The 15,384-nt window shown below is 48.1% G+C and carries 15 protein-coding genes; 10 read left to right on the top strand and 5 right to left on the bottom strand.

Going from position 1 to position 15,384, the window contains the following annotated elements; genetic code table 11:
• Positions 1–45: 45 nt before the first annotated feature.
• From queC to queF, 3 genes are read left to right on the top strand one after another with little or no spacing between them, the layout of a single operon-like run.
• The gene (queC, locus tag V6Z81_01215; GenBank protein ID MEG9861116.1) at positions 46–798 is read left to right on the top strand and encodes a 7-cyano-7-deazaguanine synthase QueC; all 753 of its coding nucleotides are present in this window, start codon (positions 46–48) and stop codon (positions 796–798) included.
• Entirely contained in the window at positions 791–1,426 is a 636-nt protein-coding gene (gene queE, locus V6Z81_01210; GenBank protein MEG9861115.1) for a 7-carboxy-7-deazaguanine synthase, read from the top strand. The genes queC and queE overlap by 8 nt, the downstream gene beginning before the upstream one ends.
• Positions 1,426–1,866 (top strand): preQ(1) synthase, encoded by a 441-nt coding sequence (gene queF, locus V6Z81_01205; GenBank protein MEG9861114.1) that lies wholly within the window; start codon positions 1,426–1,428, stop codon positions 1,864–1,866. The genes queE and queF overlap by 1 nt, the downstream gene beginning before the upstream one ends.
• Here queF and kdsA read toward each other — a convergent pair.
• From kdsA to tpiA, 4 genes are all read right to left on the bottom strand, one after another.
• The gene (gene kdsA, locus V6Z81_01200) at positions 1,863–2,714 is read right to left on the bottom strand and encodes a 3-deoxy-8-phosphooctulonate synthase (GenBank protein MEG9861113.1); all 852 of its coding nucleotides are present in this window, start codon (positions 2,712–2,714) and stop codon (positions 1,863–1,865) included. The genes queF and kdsA overlap by 4 nt on opposite strands.
• Before the next feature lie 17 nt (positions 2,715–2,731).
• Positions 2,732–4,360: a CTP synthase gene (locus V6Z81_01195; GenBank protein MEG9861112.1), complete on the bottom strand. Its 1,629-nt coding sequence runs from the start codon at positions 4,358–4,360 to the stop codon at positions 2,732–2,734.
• A gap of 105 nt (positions 4,361–4,465) precedes the next feature.
• Entirely contained in the window at positions 4,466–4,831 is a 366-nt protein-coding gene (gene secG, locus V6Z81_01190; GenBank protein ID MEG9861111.1) for a preprotein translocase subunit SecG, read from the bottom strand.
• Between the two features lie 107 nt (positions 4,832–4,938).
• Entirely contained in the window at positions 4,939–5,703 is a 765-nt protein-coding gene (gene tpiA / locus V6Z81_01185; protein ID MEG9861110.1) for a triose-phosphate isomerase, read from the bottom strand.
• 198 nt (positions 5,704–5,901) lie between these two features.
• On the opposite strand from tpiA, the gene V6Z81_01180 reads away from it, so the two are divergent.
• The 7 genes from V6Z81_01180 (at position 5,902) to lexA (ending at position 13,160) form a co-directional block, all read left to right on the top strand.
• A complete protein-coding gene (locus V6Z81_01180; GenBank protein ID MEG9861109.1) occupies positions 5,902–7,857 on the top strand; it encodes a SurA N-terminal domain-containing protein in 1,956 nt (651 codons plus the stop codon).
• Positions 7,858–7,889: 32 nt separating this feature from the next.
• On the top strand, positions 7,890–9,398 hold the full coding sequence (gene trpE / locus V6Z81_01175) for an anthranilate synthase component I (protein ID MEG9861108.1): 1,509 nt from the start codon (positions 7,890–7,892) through the stop codon (positions 9,396–9,398).
• Positions 9,399–9,429: 31 nt separating this feature from the next.
• Positions 9,430–10,011: an aminodeoxychorismate/anthranilate synthase component II gene (locus V6Z81_01170; protein MEG9861107.1), complete on the top strand. Its 582-nt coding sequence runs from the start codon at positions 9,430–9,432 to the stop codon at positions 10,009–10,011.
• A complete protein-coding gene (gene trpD / locus V6Z81_01165) occupies positions 10,004–11,032 on the top strand; it encodes an anthranilate phosphoribosyltransferase (protein ID MEG9861106.1) in 1,029 nt (342 codons plus the stop codon). The genes V6Z81_01170 and trpD overlap by 8 nt, the downstream gene beginning before the upstream one ends.
• 7 nt (positions 11,033–11,039) lie before the next feature.
• Positions 11,040–11,840 (top strand): indole-3-glycerol phosphate synthase TrpC, encoded by an 801-nt coding sequence (trpC, locus tag V6Z81_01160; protein ID MEG9861105.1) that lies wholly within the window; start codon positions 11,040–11,042, stop codon positions 11,838–11,840.
• A 10-nt stretch (positions 11,841–11,850) separates the two neighbouring features.
• Positions 11,851–12,339 (top strand): cyclic pyranopterin monophosphate synthase MoaC, encoded by a 489-nt coding sequence (moaC, locus tag V6Z81_01155; GenBank protein MEG9861104.1) that lies wholly within the window; start codon positions 11,851–11,853, stop codon positions 12,337–12,339.
• Positions 12,340–12,443: 104 nt separating this feature from the next.
• Positions 12,444–13,160 carry a transcriptional repressor LexA gene (gene lexA / locus V6Z81_01150; GenBank protein MEG9861103.1) on the top strand — a complete coding sequence of 239 codons (717 nt, stop codon included), beginning with the start codon at positions 12,444–12,446 and terminating at the stop codon, positions 13,158–13,160.
• A 13-nt stretch (positions 13,161–13,173) separates the two neighbouring features.
• On the opposite strand, the gene V6Z81_01145 is transcribed toward lexA, so the two are convergent.
• The gene (locus V6Z81_01145) at positions 13,174–15,330 is read right to left on the bottom strand and encodes a ComEC/Rec2 family competence protein (protein MEG9861102.1); all 2,157 of its coding nucleotides are present in this window, start codon (positions 15,328–15,330) and stop codon (positions 13,174–13,176) included.
• Between the last annotated feature and the right edge of the window lie 54 nt (positions 15,331–15,384).

The raw sequence follows: 15,384 nt of genomic DNA, 5'->3' as shown, positions 1-15,384 counted from the left end.
CGCTTTTTTGTTGACCTCACAAGTCGCACCCTGTTTTAAGTCTTTATGTCCTCTTCTTCTGTGCATTCTTCGACCGGCAAAGTGCTAACCTCATCCGATAAAGCCCTGATTTTATTTTCCGGCGGGCAGGATTCCACCATCTGCCTCGGTTGGGCGCTGGAGCACTATAACCATGTGGAGACGATTGGGTTTGAATATGGCCAGCGCCATAATGTTGAATTGGCTTGTCGTGCGGCTATACGCAAAAAACTCACGGATGATTTTCCTCTTTGGGCAGACAGGCTGGGTGCTGACCACATTGTGAACCTAAGCTTTTTCAAAGAACTGGGTGACAGTGCTTTAACAACGCACGACAAACCTATAAAAGTGTCCAACGAAGGGTTGCCTACGACTTTTGTACCTGGGCGCAATTTGATATTTTTTACCACTGCCGCTGCTTTGGGATGGCAGTTGGGTATATATCACCTTGTGGGGGGCATGTGTGAGACAGATACTACCGGTTATCCTGATTGCCGACAGGATGCCCTTGAGATGCTCAACCAAACTATTAATCTTGGCATGGGACAGGATTTCGTTATGCAAATGCCGTTGGTACTGTCAAGCAAAGCGAAGAGTTGGCAGTTGGCTCATACTCTTGGAGGTGAGACCTTTGTAGAACTGGTGCGTGAGGAGAGTCATACTTGTTATAGAGGTGATCGGAGGCATGCCCATGAATGGGGGTATGGGTGTGGCGATTGTCCGGCGTGTAAATTGCGGGCGCAGGGATATGAGGAGTGGAGGAGGAAATCTCATGTATAGCGTGAAAGAAATATTTTATACCCTTCAGGGAGAAGGATATTATGCAGGTCGCCCAGCGATTTTATGCCGCTTTGCCGGATGCAATTTGTGGTCCGGACGAGAAGACGACCGGACAAAAGCCATCTGTTCATTTTGTGATACAGACTTTATCGGAATAGATGGCCTTAATGGAGGTCGCTTTGCCACGGCAGAAGAATTGGCCACTGCCGTTGAGCGTATATGGCCTGTAGAGGAGCCTTCCCCTTATGTGGTATGCACCGGAGGAGAGCCCTCTTTGCAACTGGACGAGGCTGTTATTGAGTCCTTCCATGCCAGAGGCTTCACAGTTGCCATAGAGACCAATGGCACACACCCCCTACCTCAAGGTATAGACTGGATATGTGTCAGTCCAAAGGCCAACACCACATTGTCAATCACCAAAGGGCATGAACTGAAACTGATTTTTCCTCAAGTGGAACCGCAAGCTCATCCTGAGTGTTTTGAGCATTTGGAATTTGAGCATTTCTATCTACAACCTATGGATAGTTCCGCTAAAGTGGAAAACAGTCGGCAGGCCACAGCTTATTGTCTAAACCATTCACAATGGAAGTTAAGCGTACAACTTCATAAACTTATGGGCATTTCATAATGCAACAAATAAAGACACATTCCGCGGCGCCTGCCAACTCCGCAGAGGCAGAACTAGAGCGCATTCCCAACCCTCATACGGATACACCCTATCTGGCTCGCTTTACTGCACCGGAATTTACCTGTCTGTGCCCCCGCACCGGGCAACCAGATTTTGCCCATCTGGTCATTGATTATGCCCCTAATGAGTGGTTGTTAGAATCGCGCTCTTTTAAGATATATATGAATTCTTTCCGCAATGAGGGAGTTTTCCATGAAGACTGCACCTTATCAATCGGCAAGCGGGTATATGAGATACTAACCCCTCATTGGTTGCGCATCGGGGGTTATTGGTATCCACGAGGTGGTATTCCTATTGATATTTTCTGGCAACAAGGAACCATGCCTGATGGCTTATGGGTCCCGGAGCAAGGAGTAGATCCCTATCGGGGGCGCGGTTAGTCGGCACCGGCTTCCTTTTTGGCCAACCTATCAAAGGCTTGTAAGTCGCTGATGATACCCTCAAGTTCGTCCAGAACTACCATATTGGGCCCATCAGAAGGCGCATGATCAGGGTCCTGATGGGTTTCCATGAAAACCGCCGCCACCCCTACCGCAACAGCAGCTCGCGCCAGCACAGGAGCCATCTCTCTTTGACCACCGGAGGCTGCTCCCTGCCCTCCGGGCTGTTGGACGGAATGGGTGGCATCAAAAACAACCGGAGCCTTAAAAGAGCGCAAAATTGGTAACGACCGCATATCGGAAACCAGCGCGTTGTATCCAAAAGAAACCCCCCGTTCAGTGGCCATAACGTTAGAATTTCCAGCTTCTACCACCTTGGCCAGCACGTGCTCCATATCCCAAGGAGCTAGAAATTGACCTTTTTTAATGTTTACAACACAGTTTGTATGAGCAGCCGCCTGTAGTAAATCTGTTTGACGGCATAAAAATGCTGGTATCTGGAGCACATCAACTACTTTACCCACATGCTCACATTGATTTCTCTCATGAATATCAGTCAAAACCGGTAGGCCAGTTATCTCCTTAATTTCAGCAAATATATCTAATGCGGGAGATAACCCAATACCACGAGGTGATGCATTACTCGTACGGTTAGCTTTGTCAAAAGAGCTCTTGTATATGAGACCCACCCCTGTCCGGTTGGCAATGTCGGCAAGTGCTGTAGCAATCTCAAGAGCGTGAGCGCGGCTTTCTAAAGCGCAGGGTCCGGCAATAATCGTCAAAGGTAAGTCGTTACCGATGCGCAATTTTCCAATTTCAACTACCGTATTAGGTAATGATGAAGTCATGATTCTCTATCTCGGTTCTATACCAGACGGCTTTGGGCTACAGCAGCGCCGATAAAAGCCGTAAATAGTGGGTGTGGCGCAAAAGGCCGGGATTTCAATTCTGGATGGTATTGTACTCCCACATACCAAGGATGGTCAGGGATTTCCATAGCTTCCGGCAACAACCCATCTGGTGAGATGGCCGATAGGCTGAGGCCACAGGCTTCCAAGCGATCCCGATAGCTCATGTTAACCTCATAACGATGCCGGTGACGTTCATTAATCTTATGAGCCTTGTAGATATCGGCGATGCGGCTACCCCTCTCCAGTACTGCCTCGTATCCGCCAAGACGCATAGTGCCCCCCATATTATCATTGGCACGGCGTCTTTCCAGCTGATTATCACGCATCCACTCCGTCATGAGTCCGACAAGAGGCTCAGGCGTTACACTAAACTCCGTAGAATTTGCCTCCTCAATTCCCGCTAAATTACGAGCGGCCTCAATAATGGCCATCTGCATACCAAAACAAATACCAAAATAAGGCACTAAATGAGTGCGCGCAAAACCTGCAGCAGCAATTTTCCCCTCCGAACCCCGCACTCCAAAACCACCCGGCACAAGCACTCCATCAACATCTTTAAGGCATACCGAAGCCTCTTTATCCTCAAGACTCTCCGCATCAAGCCATCTCATATCAATTTGAACATTATTGGCAATGCCGCCATGAACCAGAGCCTCCGTCAGTGATTTGTAAGCATCTTTTAGACCTACATATTTGCCGACAATCGCAATAGTCACTTTGCCTTCCGGGGTGCGTAAGGCATTCATAATGTCATCCCAGCGGGCAAGATCAGGAGCACGGGCATCGTTCAGCCCAAAACAACGTAACACCTCACAATCAAGCCCTTGTTGGTGATAAACAACCGGTGCATCATAGATGCTTTCAACATCCAGTGCTTCCAGCACAGATGATTCACGGGCGTTGCAAAATAGCGCAATTTTACGGCGCCCTTCTGCCGGTATGGGGCGTCCACACCGACATAGTAAAATATCCGGCTGAATACCGATGGAGCGCAGCTCCTTGACCGAATGTTGTGTAGGCTTAGTTTTTATCTCCCCTGTCGTTTCAATATAAGGCAGTAATGTTAAATGAATAAAGAGGGATTTAGCCTGGGGCAAATCATTGCCTAGCTGGCGGATAGCCTCAAAAAATGGTAATCCCTCAATATCACCGACAGTTCCGCCTATCTCACATAAGACGAAATCTACCCCCTCCGTTCCAGCCAAAACAAATTGCTTAATTGCATCAGTTACATGAGGGATGACCTGAACCGTGCCACCCAGATAATCACCACGGCGTTCTCTGGTGATAATTTCCTGGTAGATGCGTCCTGCCGTTGTATTATCACCGGAAGTAGCCGACACGCCGGTAAAACGTTCATAATGTCCCAAATCAAGGTCTGTCTCAGCTCCATCATCGGTTACATAAACTTCTCCGTGCTCAATCGGGTTCATCGTGCCCGGATCTATATTCAAATAAGGGTCCAGCTTGCGTAAACGCACACTATAGCCGCGCGCTTGAAGCAAGACCCCTAAAGAAGCTGCTGCTATTCCTTTTCCAAGAGAAGAAACCACACCACCGGTGATGAAAATAAACCGTGTCATGGAACAACAGAATACATCAGAATGTGCTTCTGTCTGCTAAAAGTTTTACAAGAGAATTTGTAGGAGAAAAATCGACGAAAACTAAGCCTACAGGCCAAGCGGTAGTCATGGAGAACGGGGGACGACCGGCTGGTCTCCTGTACCTGTGCTATCTGATCCACCTGATGGTAAAGGCAGTGCCGGAGCGGGAGCTGGAGCCGGGATGGATTCAAATCCGGTACCGTCACCCCCAAAAAGAGAATCCGTTGTTTTGTCACGCGCCAAAATGGACAGCCCAATGCTGGTTAGAAAAAAACAGATACCCAATATAGTTGTAGTTTTAGTAAGGGGGTTTCCGAGACTGCGCCCTTGGGGCATACCACCGCCTGCATCTCCAATGCCCAAAGCGCCACCTTCCGAGCGTTGCAACAATACAAAGGCTACCAGCACAATGGCGATAACAACATGGGCAGTCAAAATCAAAACACTCATCTGCGATACTTTAGCTTTCTACTCATGGGAGATTCTACCTATGAGAGGTTTGAGGGGTTTTAGCGAATATTAAGCCTCTTTGTCCAGACTCGTTTGCCGGAACAGAGTTAGGGGGCCGAAAAAGCGTATATAATTTTCAAAAAATCACGATATTTAAGGCTTGCCCCCCCAACTAAAACACCATTGACCTGCTCTATAGAGGCCATCTGACCGGCGTTATTAGCCGTTACAGATCCACCGTAGAGAATAGGAATCCTGTCTCCCTGCCGGAGGCCAAAACGAAGGTTTAACCGTTTACGGATATGTTCATGAACTTCACGGATTGCCACCGGCGTAGGGGTTCGGGCTGCTCCGATAGCCCAGACTGGTTCATAGGCAATCATGACATCTCCGTCCATAGTTGCAGGTAGTGAGGCGCTCAACTGACGGGTGATGATCTGTAAAGTCCGTTTGGCATTGCGCTCAACGCGCGTCTCACCAACACATACAATCGCCGTGAGGCTAACCCGCCAAGCCGCCTGAACTTTATCATGTATGTCGGCATTGCTTTCTCCATGGTCACGGCGACGCTCGGAATGCCCGACAATAACAGCTCGCGCGCCCGCATCGTGTAGCATCTCGGTACTCACATCCCCCGTGTGCGCACCGGCAGTGTCAACATGGCAATCCTGCGCGCCTACCTGAAGGCGGGTGCGTTTAGATAATTTGGCGAAATCCCCAATAAGAGTTGCCGGAGGGCAAAGCATAACATTACAAACAGGATGCGGCATCTTTTTTAATCCGCCGATAAGTCGATTGACCTCTGTGGCGGAGCGTCTCGTGCCATTCATTTTCCAGTTTCCCACCACTATCGGGGTTATCTTACGCGCCATCCCTGATGCCATTATATCTTTAATACCTCCCTTTCCGTGAGATTATCTCTCAAGGTCTCTGCTTGTTAAAGTTATAGTGCTTATCTGCTCTTTTTTTGTTACTTCCGACTCTATTCACTTAGGTACACTTGAAGTGTTAACACACACCTCATATTATCGCACAGCCCCATTTTTCTTACTGCTTGTAGAATTACCATTATGTTGAAATCTTTGCGTGAAATTGTCACCAAATGGATTATTCGCCTATTCATAGGTGTTATTGCTTTAAGCTTTGCTATCTGGGGCATTGCGGACATTTTTCAACCTGACTATGACCCGATTCTAGCAGAAGTTGGAGGAGAAGAAATTCCGGCTTCCACCTTTCAGACAACCCTGAGGAATAACCTATACACTTTCTCTCAATTTGAAGGACGACCGATTACTCTGGAAGAGGCCCGCTCGGGAGGTCTTGGCCGCGAAGTCTTAAACAATTTAATTCAACAGGCACTCCTTAATGAGTCAGCCCATGATTTAGGCTTGAGTATTCCTAATGATGTAATTGTAGAGAAAATTAAAAAGGATGGCAGGTTTGTGGGAGCATCGGGTGAGTTTGAACGGACAATCTTTGACCATGTCATGCGCAACAGTAGTTCTACGGAAGCAACCTATGTGGATGAGCAACGTCGCTTAATGGCCTCTCGCCAGTTGGTGCAGGCTCTTACTGCCGGTATAATAGCTCCTGCTTCTATGGCGGATACGATTTATCGCTACGCCAATGAAATACGGGTGGCGGATTATATTGAACTGTCGTCTTCTGCCATCCCTTCTCCTGATGTTCCTGACGAGGCGCAATTGCGTATTCTTTATGATGATGTTAAGGAGAGTCGTTTTATAAGCCCTGAAGTACGCGCATTGGATATTCTTGTGCTAAATACGGAAGACATAAGAAGCATTATCAAGGAGCCTACAGAGGAAGAACTTCAAGAAGAATATAAAAACCGCAAATCACTTCTAGATATACCTGAACGCAGGGCCTTTGATCGACTGACTTTTTCTGATAAAGAGCAGGCACAAGTAGCAATAGTCAGAATTGATAACGAAGAGGTGGATTACGACACTCTTGTGACAGAACGCGGTTTTACGTTGGCAGATATTGATAGCGGGCTTCTCAGCCAAGATGAAATCTTGGGGAATGAACTGGCCGAAACGGTTTTTGCTCTTGGAGTGGGAGAAATTTCAAAAGAGCCTGTCAAAACCCCTCTTGGTGCTGTCTTACCTAGGTTAAGAGAGATTGCATCCGCTCAAGAGAGCCATTTTGAGGAAGAAAGGGATGACATTCGGGATAGTATTGTCAATGAGCGCACTCTTGATGAGATATATGGTGTTCGTGATTTAATTGAAGATAGCCGAGGTGCAGGGGAATCTTTGGAAGAGGCCACGAAAGTATTTGGTTTTTCTATTATTCATATTCCTGAAATCACAGAAGATCAAACAGATCTTGATGGCAACAGGATAACGGATTTTCCGAACATCACAGGTTTGTTGCCCTTGGCCTTTGAGTTGGATGTGGGTGAAGAATCTTTGCCGGGGGATACGGACGATGGTGGTTTTTACTGGATAGATATTGTGTCTATAAGTCCGGAAGACGTACGACCTTTTGAAGATGAAAAAGTGCGCACTGAGTTGGAGGTTCTGTATAGAGAGAATTTCGTGCAACGCTCTCTTGAAGAGTGGGCGGAAAAACTTGTAAGACGTGGCAATGATGGTGAAAGTTTTGAGCGGATCGCTGAGGGCTATAATCTTACGGTAAAAACAACGGAGGCTATGGAACGAGATGCTCCTAACAATGATTTTACGTCTGAGGCTTTACAGATATTGTTTGAAACCCCCCAGGGGGAGTTCAACTGGGGCATTAATAATGCAAAGGGCACGGTATTTGTGCTCCGCACCCACGATGTTATGATACCCACAGAGGCTGTTGAGGGGGAGGCCTTAGCTGAGATTGAAGATCAATTAAAGTATAATATATCTATTGATATGCTGGCCGATTATATTGCCGGTAGCCGTGATGAGGTGGGTGTTAGCATCAATCAGACTGTTTTAGAACGGGTATTATCCGGTGAACCTTTGGGGCCACCACCGGGGAGCATAGCTCCTGCAGGCGGCCTATTCTAAGGTCTTAACCAAGGACTTGAGTATAAATTTTGATGTTGCCGGATTTTGATACATTTAAGGAAATTTGGGACACCGGCAAACCGCAGGTATTATGGGTTTCATGCGTAGCTGATCTTGAAACGCCGGTTTCAGCTATGTTGAAACTATCGTCAGGGCAAGAGAATTGCTTTCTGTTGGAGTCTGTAGAGGGAGGCAACATTCGTGACCGTTATTCTATTATTGGTCTGACTCCTGATGCTATTTGGCGGACTCATGGCAACAAGGCAGAGATTAATCGCAATGCTTTGCATGAGGCTGATGCGTTCAAACCATGTGATGAGGATGCTTTAACATCGCTGAGATCATTTTTGGATGATGCTCGCTTGGACTTACCCGACCATTTACCCCCTATGGCGGCAGGCGTTTTTGGGTATATGGCCTATGACACGGTGCGCCTGATGGAGCATTTGCCTGTTGACAAGCCCGATCCTCTGGGAGTGCCGGATGGATTATTCTTGCGTCCGACTATTGTGGCGGTGTTTGATTCAGTAACTGACAGTATCACTATTGTAACCCCTGTGCGGGCTGAAGCCGATGTTATGGCACAAGCGGCTTATGTGCGTGCCGAGGAGCGACTTTCCGAAATCATTGATAAGTTAGAGCAGGGCCACCCCCCTTCTATTGAGACGCCTTTGCCTAAAAACCTACCCACGCCCGTATCTAATATTTCCCATGACGACTACATTGCCGCCGTCAAACAAGCTAAAGATTATATCACTCAAGGTGATGTTTTTCAGGTCGTTCTGAGTCAGCGCTTTACCACATCCTTTGACCTACCACCTTTTTATCTCTATCGGGCTTTGAGGCGTATCAACCCTTCCCCTTTTTTGTATTTTCTTAACTTTGGAGACTTCTCCGTGGTGGGCTCAAGCCCGGAGATATTGGTTCGGGTACGCAACGGCAAAGTGACCATCCGGCCTTTAGCCGGTACTCGTACACGCGGTAATAACCGCAAAGAGGATAAAAAAATCGGTGCCGAATTGCTTGCCAACCCCAAAGAGCGTGCAGAGCATCTTATGTTGCTTGACTTAGGCCGCAACGATACAGGCCGTGTCAGTAGCATAGGTAGTGTAAAGACAACAGAACAATTTTCTCTGGAATATACCTCGCACCTTATTCATATTGTCTCTAATGTAGAAGGCACACTGGCACCCTCTTATGATGCGATTTCTGCTTTGATTGCAGGTTTTCCGGCGGGAACCGTCTCAGGGGCACCTAAAATCCGGGCTATGGAAATTATCGATGAACTGGAAATGGAAAAGCGCGGCATATATGCCGGATGTGTAGGTTATTTCTCTGCTTCCGGAGATATGGATACCTGCATTGCCTTGCGTACAGCAGTCATTAAAGATAACACCATGCACGTACAAGCCGGTGGTGGAATCGTTGCGGATTCAAATCCCGAAGAAGAATATCAAGAGACAGTCAACAAAGCCAAAGCCTTATTTAGGGCAGCAGAAGAAGCCGTCCGTTTTGCTTCCTGTGCAAGGCGGGGGCAATAAAACGCTAATGCAATGTTAAAGGGACACTCCTATGTTGGTCCTGATTGATAATTACGACAGTTTTACTTACAATCTCTATCACTTTCTCGGTGAGTTGGGTGCTCGCATAGAAGTGCATCGCAATGATACAATCAGCGTTGAAGACGTGTTCGCTAAATCCCCTGAGGGCATTATTCTTTCTCCCGGTCCGTGCGATCCTGATAAAGCCGGTATCTGTCTTGAGTTAGTGCGTCAGGCAGCGCCTCGTATTCCGCTTTTAGGAGTCTGTTTAGGGCACGAGGCCATCGGTCAGGCCTTTGGAGGCCGTATTGTTCGTGCCCCCACGCTGATGCATGGCAAAACCAGCCCCATCTATCACAACGGCGAAGGTTTGTTTGCTGACTTAAGCGGGCCTTTTGAAGCTACCCGCTATCACTCTCTTATGGTTGAGTCTGACCCCCTCCCCGATTGCTTAAGCGTTACCGCTCACAGTGATGATGGTGTTATTATGGGGCTTCGCCATAACAGTTTTCCGGTTTATGGCGTTCAGTTTCATCCGGAAAGTATTGCCTCTCACCATGGTCACGATATTCTCCGTAATTTTTTGCAAGTGATACCCACCCGCCATGACTGATGCCCCAAAACAGGATATAAAACCTTTCCTTATCAAGGCTACCGAGGGGATTCTTTTCACTTGCGAAGAAGCGGTGGAGATTTTTGGAGCCATCATGTCGGGTGGTGTTGCTCCAGAGCAGGTTGCTGCTTTTCTGACAGCTTTACGGATGCGTGGAGAAAGCGTTGAAGAAATAACCGCCGGTGCTCAAATTATGCGAGCAAAGGCCGTGCCTGTAGAGGCCCCCATCAATTCTTTGGATTGTTGCGGTACAGGCGGCGATGGATCAGGTACATATAACAGTTCAGCAGCGGTATCTTTTATTGTTGCGGCTTGCGGGATTCCGGTTGCCAAACATGGCAATCGGGCGCTTACGTCGCGATCAGGCTCTTCTGAGGTTCTGGAGAAGCTCGGCATCAAGCTGGATATAACACCTGAGCACATTAGTAAATGCATCAGCGACGCTGGTATTGGATTTATGTTTGCGCCCACTCATCATACAGCCATGAAATATGTGGGACCTGTTCGAGGAGCTCTCGGGTTTAGGACAATTTTTAATCTGCTGGGGCCTTTATCCAATCCGTCAGGAGCACGGCGGCAGCTATTAGGTGTATTTGATGCTCAATGGGTAGAACCATTAGCTTATGTTTTGAAAAATTTAGGTACTGAACGTGTCTGGGTGGTGCATGGCAGTGACGGGCTGGACGAATTGACAACCACCGGCCCTAGCCATGTAGCAGAACTTAAGGATGGTACGGTGCAGAGTTTTACCGTAAATCCTGAAGAGGCAGGACTACCCCTTGCAACATCTGAATCTTTACGGGGTGGCACCCCTGAAGAGAATGCTATAGCTTTGCGGGCTTTGCTTAAGGGTAAAAAAAGTCCCTATCGTGATATCGTGCTGTTGAATGCGGCAGCGGCCTTGATTGTAGCGGACAAAGCCGAAACACTCAGTCAGGGCGTTGCCATGGCAGGTGAAGCTATTGATACGGGAGCCGCCCTCACCCGCCTTGATGATTTAATCAAACTCACGAACGGATAGGCATTTTGTGGCAGCTATATTGGACAAAATTACCGATTATAAACGTGAAGAAATTGCCTACGCCAAACAATCATTCCCACTGAAAAGTCTGAGAGATGTGGCAAGGCAAGCGCCTCCGGTGCGTCCCTTCCGTGAGGCATTACTGAAGGCCGTGGATGAAAAAAAAGTAGCGCTGATTGCTGAAATCAAAAAAGCTAGTCCAACAGCAGGCATCATTCGTGAAGATTTTAATCCGACGACCATTGCCCGTGCCTACGAAGCGGGAGGGGCCTCTTGCCTTTCGGTCTTGACTGATACTCCCTCTTTTCAAGGGTCTCCTGATTTTTTAAAACAGGCCCGTGGCGCCACATCATTACCTGTCTTGCGCAAGGATTTCATGCTTGACCCCTATCAGATTGTTGAGTCCCGTGCTCTTGGGGCAGACTGTGTCCTTATCATTATGGCTATGATTAGCGATGATAAGGCCAGGCTTTTATACGATGAAGCCTCTAAGTGGGGCATGGCAGTTCTGGCGGAAGTTCATGATGAACCAGAATTGACCCGCGCTCTTAATTTAACAAACGCAGTTATCGGTATTAATAACCGTAATCTCAAGACTTTTGTAACAGACATTGCCGTTACGGAGCGGCTGGCTCCCTCAGCCCCAACGGACCGTCTTTTGGTATCTGAAAGTGGCATCAAAAGGCCGAACGATATAGACCGCCTTATGGCGTGTGGTGCTCATGGATTTTTGGTAGGAGAGAGCCTGATGCGCGCTGATGATATTGAAGCCGCCACCCACATGCTTTTGTCATGTTCTCATGAGTAGTAAGATGGACATAAAGAAACTCTCTCACATAGATGAGGCCGGTAACGCTGTCATGGTAAATATCACCGATAAGCTGGAGAGCATGCGTCAAGCCACGGCGGCTGGGCGCATCATTATGTCATCAGAGGCGCTGGATATGGTATTGGAAGGTCGGGCAAGAAAAGGTGATGTTTTAGGAGTAGCCCGTCTGGCTGGTATTATGGCGGCCAAACGTACCAGTGATTTGATACCTTTGTGTCATCCCCTGTCTCTATCTGGTGTTACTGTCAATTTTACTTCCAATAAGGAGGTAAGCGGGATCGAGGTTGTAGCGTGCGTTAAGATTACCGGTCGCACCGGCGTTGAAATGGAGGCTCTCACCGCCGTTAGTGTGGCGTGCCTTACCATATATGACATGATTAAGGCCATAGACCGGGGGGCTTATATTGAGGAATTGCATGTACGCCATAAATCTGGCGGAAAATCCGGAGAATGGTACGCTCCTCCGGATAAATTATGAAACGCTCATGGCAGCTTTGCACATTATGGCTTGACCTTAGAGGGAAACCAAACTAGAACATCAAAGTTCTTGTTTTGGTCCTGTTTTCTATAGGGATAAAGTCTATGCTTACACCCAAGCAGCATGAATTGCTTATGTTTATCAACGAACGAATCAGGGAGCGCGGTGTTTCCCCTTCCTTTGATGAGATGAGGGAAGCTCTTCAGCTACGCTCAAAATCTGGCATTCACCGCCTTATTAAGGCTCTGGAGGCACGCGGGTTTTTGCGACGCCTACCCTATCGCGCCCGCGCCTTGGAGGTTTTGAGACTTCCGGTCGCTGCCGCCTCAAAATCAACATCTGACGATCGTGACGCTTCAGCACATGGGACGTCAGCCCATGACGTTTCAAGAGACGATATTGTTCAGGGGTCTTTCCCGTCAACTTCTTCAACAGCGCCTATCGTAGAAGTACAAATCATGGGACGTATCGCTGCCGGCACACCTGTTGAGGTTATACAACAAAATATGGGGTCTGTGGAAATGCCTGCCGATGCCCTTGGGTCAGGGGAGCATTACGCCCTTGAAGTAAAAGGTGATTCCATGATTAATGCGGGCATTTTAGATGGCGATACGATTATCATTAAACGTACCGAAACGGTTAACAATGGCGATATTGTCGTTGCTTTCATTGATGATGAAGAAGCGACCCTTAAAAGATTACGCCGCAAAGGGACTACTCTGGCCTTAGAACCGGCAAATCCTGCCTATGAGACTCGTATTTTCAGCCCTGAGCGAGTCAAGATTCAAGGTAAGATGGTTAACCTTATGAGGCATTATTGATGCCTCAGAGGTTTTAAGGTCCCCAAGGGCGTTGACGTGTGTTCCGGGACAATCTTTGTGTGTGCAAGCCATCTTTCTCCAGATAGATTCCATGGGCTCCATGGGACTCCAGATCACGACCTCTGATAAACAGATCAGCTGAAGGGCATGGCGTTTCAACAGAAAGCGGTGTGATAACAATATCCGCTTGTTGACATTGTCGATCAAGGGAAATGAGAGTTTCGGCCAGCACAACAGTACGCCCATCAGCCAGTTCGGCAGAACATTCCTCATCCGTACACTGCCATGGTGATGATTGAGCAAGATTGGCAGGTTTTAGCGGTGAACCGTCTCGCTTTCGCCAGATTCCCACAGCATAGGTTCCCCGGCGTGGACGCGCTGAATATCTAAGCCCCTCATGGAGCAAACCAACGGTACGACCCTGCCGGTCAATAAGAATATCGGGACGCGCCTCAAATAAAGGTAATACAACCGCTACAATAATAGGCAGCACTCCCCACCATCGCCATGAATAATGCCATAGGCATAACCAGCCCCCGCCAATAGCCAAAAGAGCAAGAGTCCATGGTGCACCGGATGGCATGTGGTGTATGGCACCAAGCCATGAAGCGATCTCTCTTCCGAACCACACAATGCTATTAATAGCCATGCCCGCACCATGAAGAGGATAGGCTTCGAGTCCCAAGGGCATCAGTGCCACAGATAAAAGAACCAGAGGCATAACGATGGCTCCCAACAAGGGTACAGCCAGCAAATTAGCTATTAAACCATAAACGGCAAATCGGTTAAAATGGTAGGCAGCAAAAAGACCCGTCGCCGTTCCAGCAATTAGACTGGTAAGTACAAGGGTAGCAGCATATCGACTGCCGGTTTTTATCAATCCGGCTTGCTTACCGGAGAACCAGCTTTCTATTCTATCCCCTCTCCCCTCATAAACGGCGATAAGTGCCATTGTGGCCGCAAAGGACATTTGAAATCCAGCCTCCAGCAAACTCTCCGGTTGAACAAGAAGAACAAGTATGGCGGCAATGGCAATATTGCGCATTGTCAGAGCGGGCCTGTCCAGCATAACCGCAATCGTCATAATCGCAATCATGATAGAGGCACGTTGAGTGGCAATAGAAGCGCCGGAAATAACTAAATAGAATAAAGCCCCCGCAAGAGCCGCCCCCGCCGCCCATTTACGTACCGGTAAACGGAGCGCTACCGACGGTAGTCTTAAGAGAAGCCAACGCATGAGCCAGAATAAAAGACCACTTACCATGGCCACATGAAGTCCAGAAATAGCCAGAATGTGCGCCAGACCGGAATCTCGCAATGCTTGTTCAGCTTGCTTTGGAATAGCCTCTCTATGACCTGTGATAAGGGCAGAGGCTATCCCCCCTTCCGGATTATCCAGAACAGCCTGAATACGCTTGGTTATATCCACGCGTATGGCATGCACTGCTGTCATAACATCTGATTTTACTTGTGCACGGAGAGGGTAAGGTGGACCGAATGTCACCCCCGTTGCCCCATTCTGCTCAAACCACAAACGCCGGCCATAATGATATGCTCCGGGTTCAACCGGCCCGGGTAGAGGGTTCAAAAGCGCTCGCGCCCAAATGCTGTCTCCCGGCATAAAATGTTCCGGCATGGTATGAGAGCGCAATCTAATCCGATGAGGTAGAGCATCAATAGGTAAAGTCTCAATGTATGAGGGTTCGAGAATCCAGCGGGCACCTTTTCCGTTTTCTTGATACTCAAGAGATATAATCCTGCCCTCCACCTCAACGCCTTTCATTGACGCCTGTAAGACTGGTGCTTGAACCTGATATGCCCTATGCCCGGCAGCCAGAAAACCAGCGCTGACAGCGAGAACAGATGCTGATAGCAGAAATACCCACGGCTTGGCCCATAATCCGGGCAGGCAAAACAAAAAAACGATAACAAGCACCCCATAAGCAACAAGAGTCGGCTCCGTTGGCCACAGAAAATAGACGCTTATGCCAACCCCCATCAAAATGGGAATCCACAAAAACCACTGCTCTCTTTCTTTTTCCAGAATCCCCCACACCCTTTCAATGAGAAACACTCCAAAGATACGCCACATAGCAACGGAAATTGATAACCATAGCCTCGGCAAGATTTTTGATTTATATTCTTCGTTCTCTGGCGTGCTTAGTTGCATGCCTTATTCCCTCTTGTGCTCTTTTGCTTAACCGTTTTATCAAAATTGCTGCAA

The organism is Parvularculales bacterium (assembly GCA_036881865.1).
GTDB lineage: Bacteria > Pseudomonadota > Alphaproteobacteria > JAPOUT01 > JBAJNM01 > JBAJNM01.
This window is presented reverse-complemented; position numbering and strand designations above follow the sequence as displayed.

Coding starts and splice junctions, on each gene's coding strand:
- trpD (MEG9861106.1), top strand. CDS start 10,004: ATGACTGATGCCCCAAAACAGGATATAAAACCTTTCCTTATCAAGGCT.
- secG (MEG9861111.1), bottom strand. CDS start 4,831: ATGAGTGTTTTGATTTTGACTGCCCATGTTGTTATCGCCATTGTGCTG.
- lexA (MEG9861103.1), top strand. CDS start 12,444: ATGCTTACACCCAAGCAGCATGAATTGCTTATGTTTATCAACGAACGA.
- tpiA (MEG9861110.1), bottom strand. CDS start 5,703: ATGGCGCGTAAGATAACCCCGATAGTGGTGGGAAACTGGAAAATGAAT.
- V6Z81_01170 (MEG9861107.1), top strand. CDS start 9,430: ATGTTGGTCCTGATTGATAATTACGACAGTTTTACTTACAATCTCTAT.
- V6Z81_01145 (MEG9861102.1), bottom strand. CDS start 15,330: ATGCAACTAAGCACGCCAGAGAACGAAGAATATAAATCAAAAATCTTG.
- trpE (MEG9861108.1), top strand. CDS start 7,890: ATGTTGCCGGATTTTGATACATTTAAGGAAATTTGGGACACCGGCAAA.
- V6Z81_01180 (MEG9861109.1), top strand. CDS start 5,902: ATGTTGAAATCTTTGCGTGAAATTGTCACCAAATGGATTATTCGCCTA.
- queC (MEG9861116.1), top strand. CDS start 46: ATGTCCTCTTCTTCTGTGCATTCTTCGACCGGCAAAGTGCTAACCTCA.
- queF (MEG9861114.1), top strand. CDS start 1,426: ATGCAACAAATAAAGACACATTCCGCGGCGCCTGCCAACTCCGCAGAG.
- kdsA (MEG9861113.1), bottom strand. CDS start 2,714: ATGACTTCATCATTACCTAATACGGTAGTTGAAATTGGAAAATTGCGC.
- queE (MEG9861115.1), top strand. CDS start 791: ATGTATAGCGTGAAAGAAATATTTTATACCCTTCAGGGAGAAGGATAT.
- V6Z81_01195 (MEG9861112.1), bottom strand. CDS start 4,360: ATGACACGGTTTATTTTCATCACCGGTGGTGTGGTTTCTTCTCTTGGA.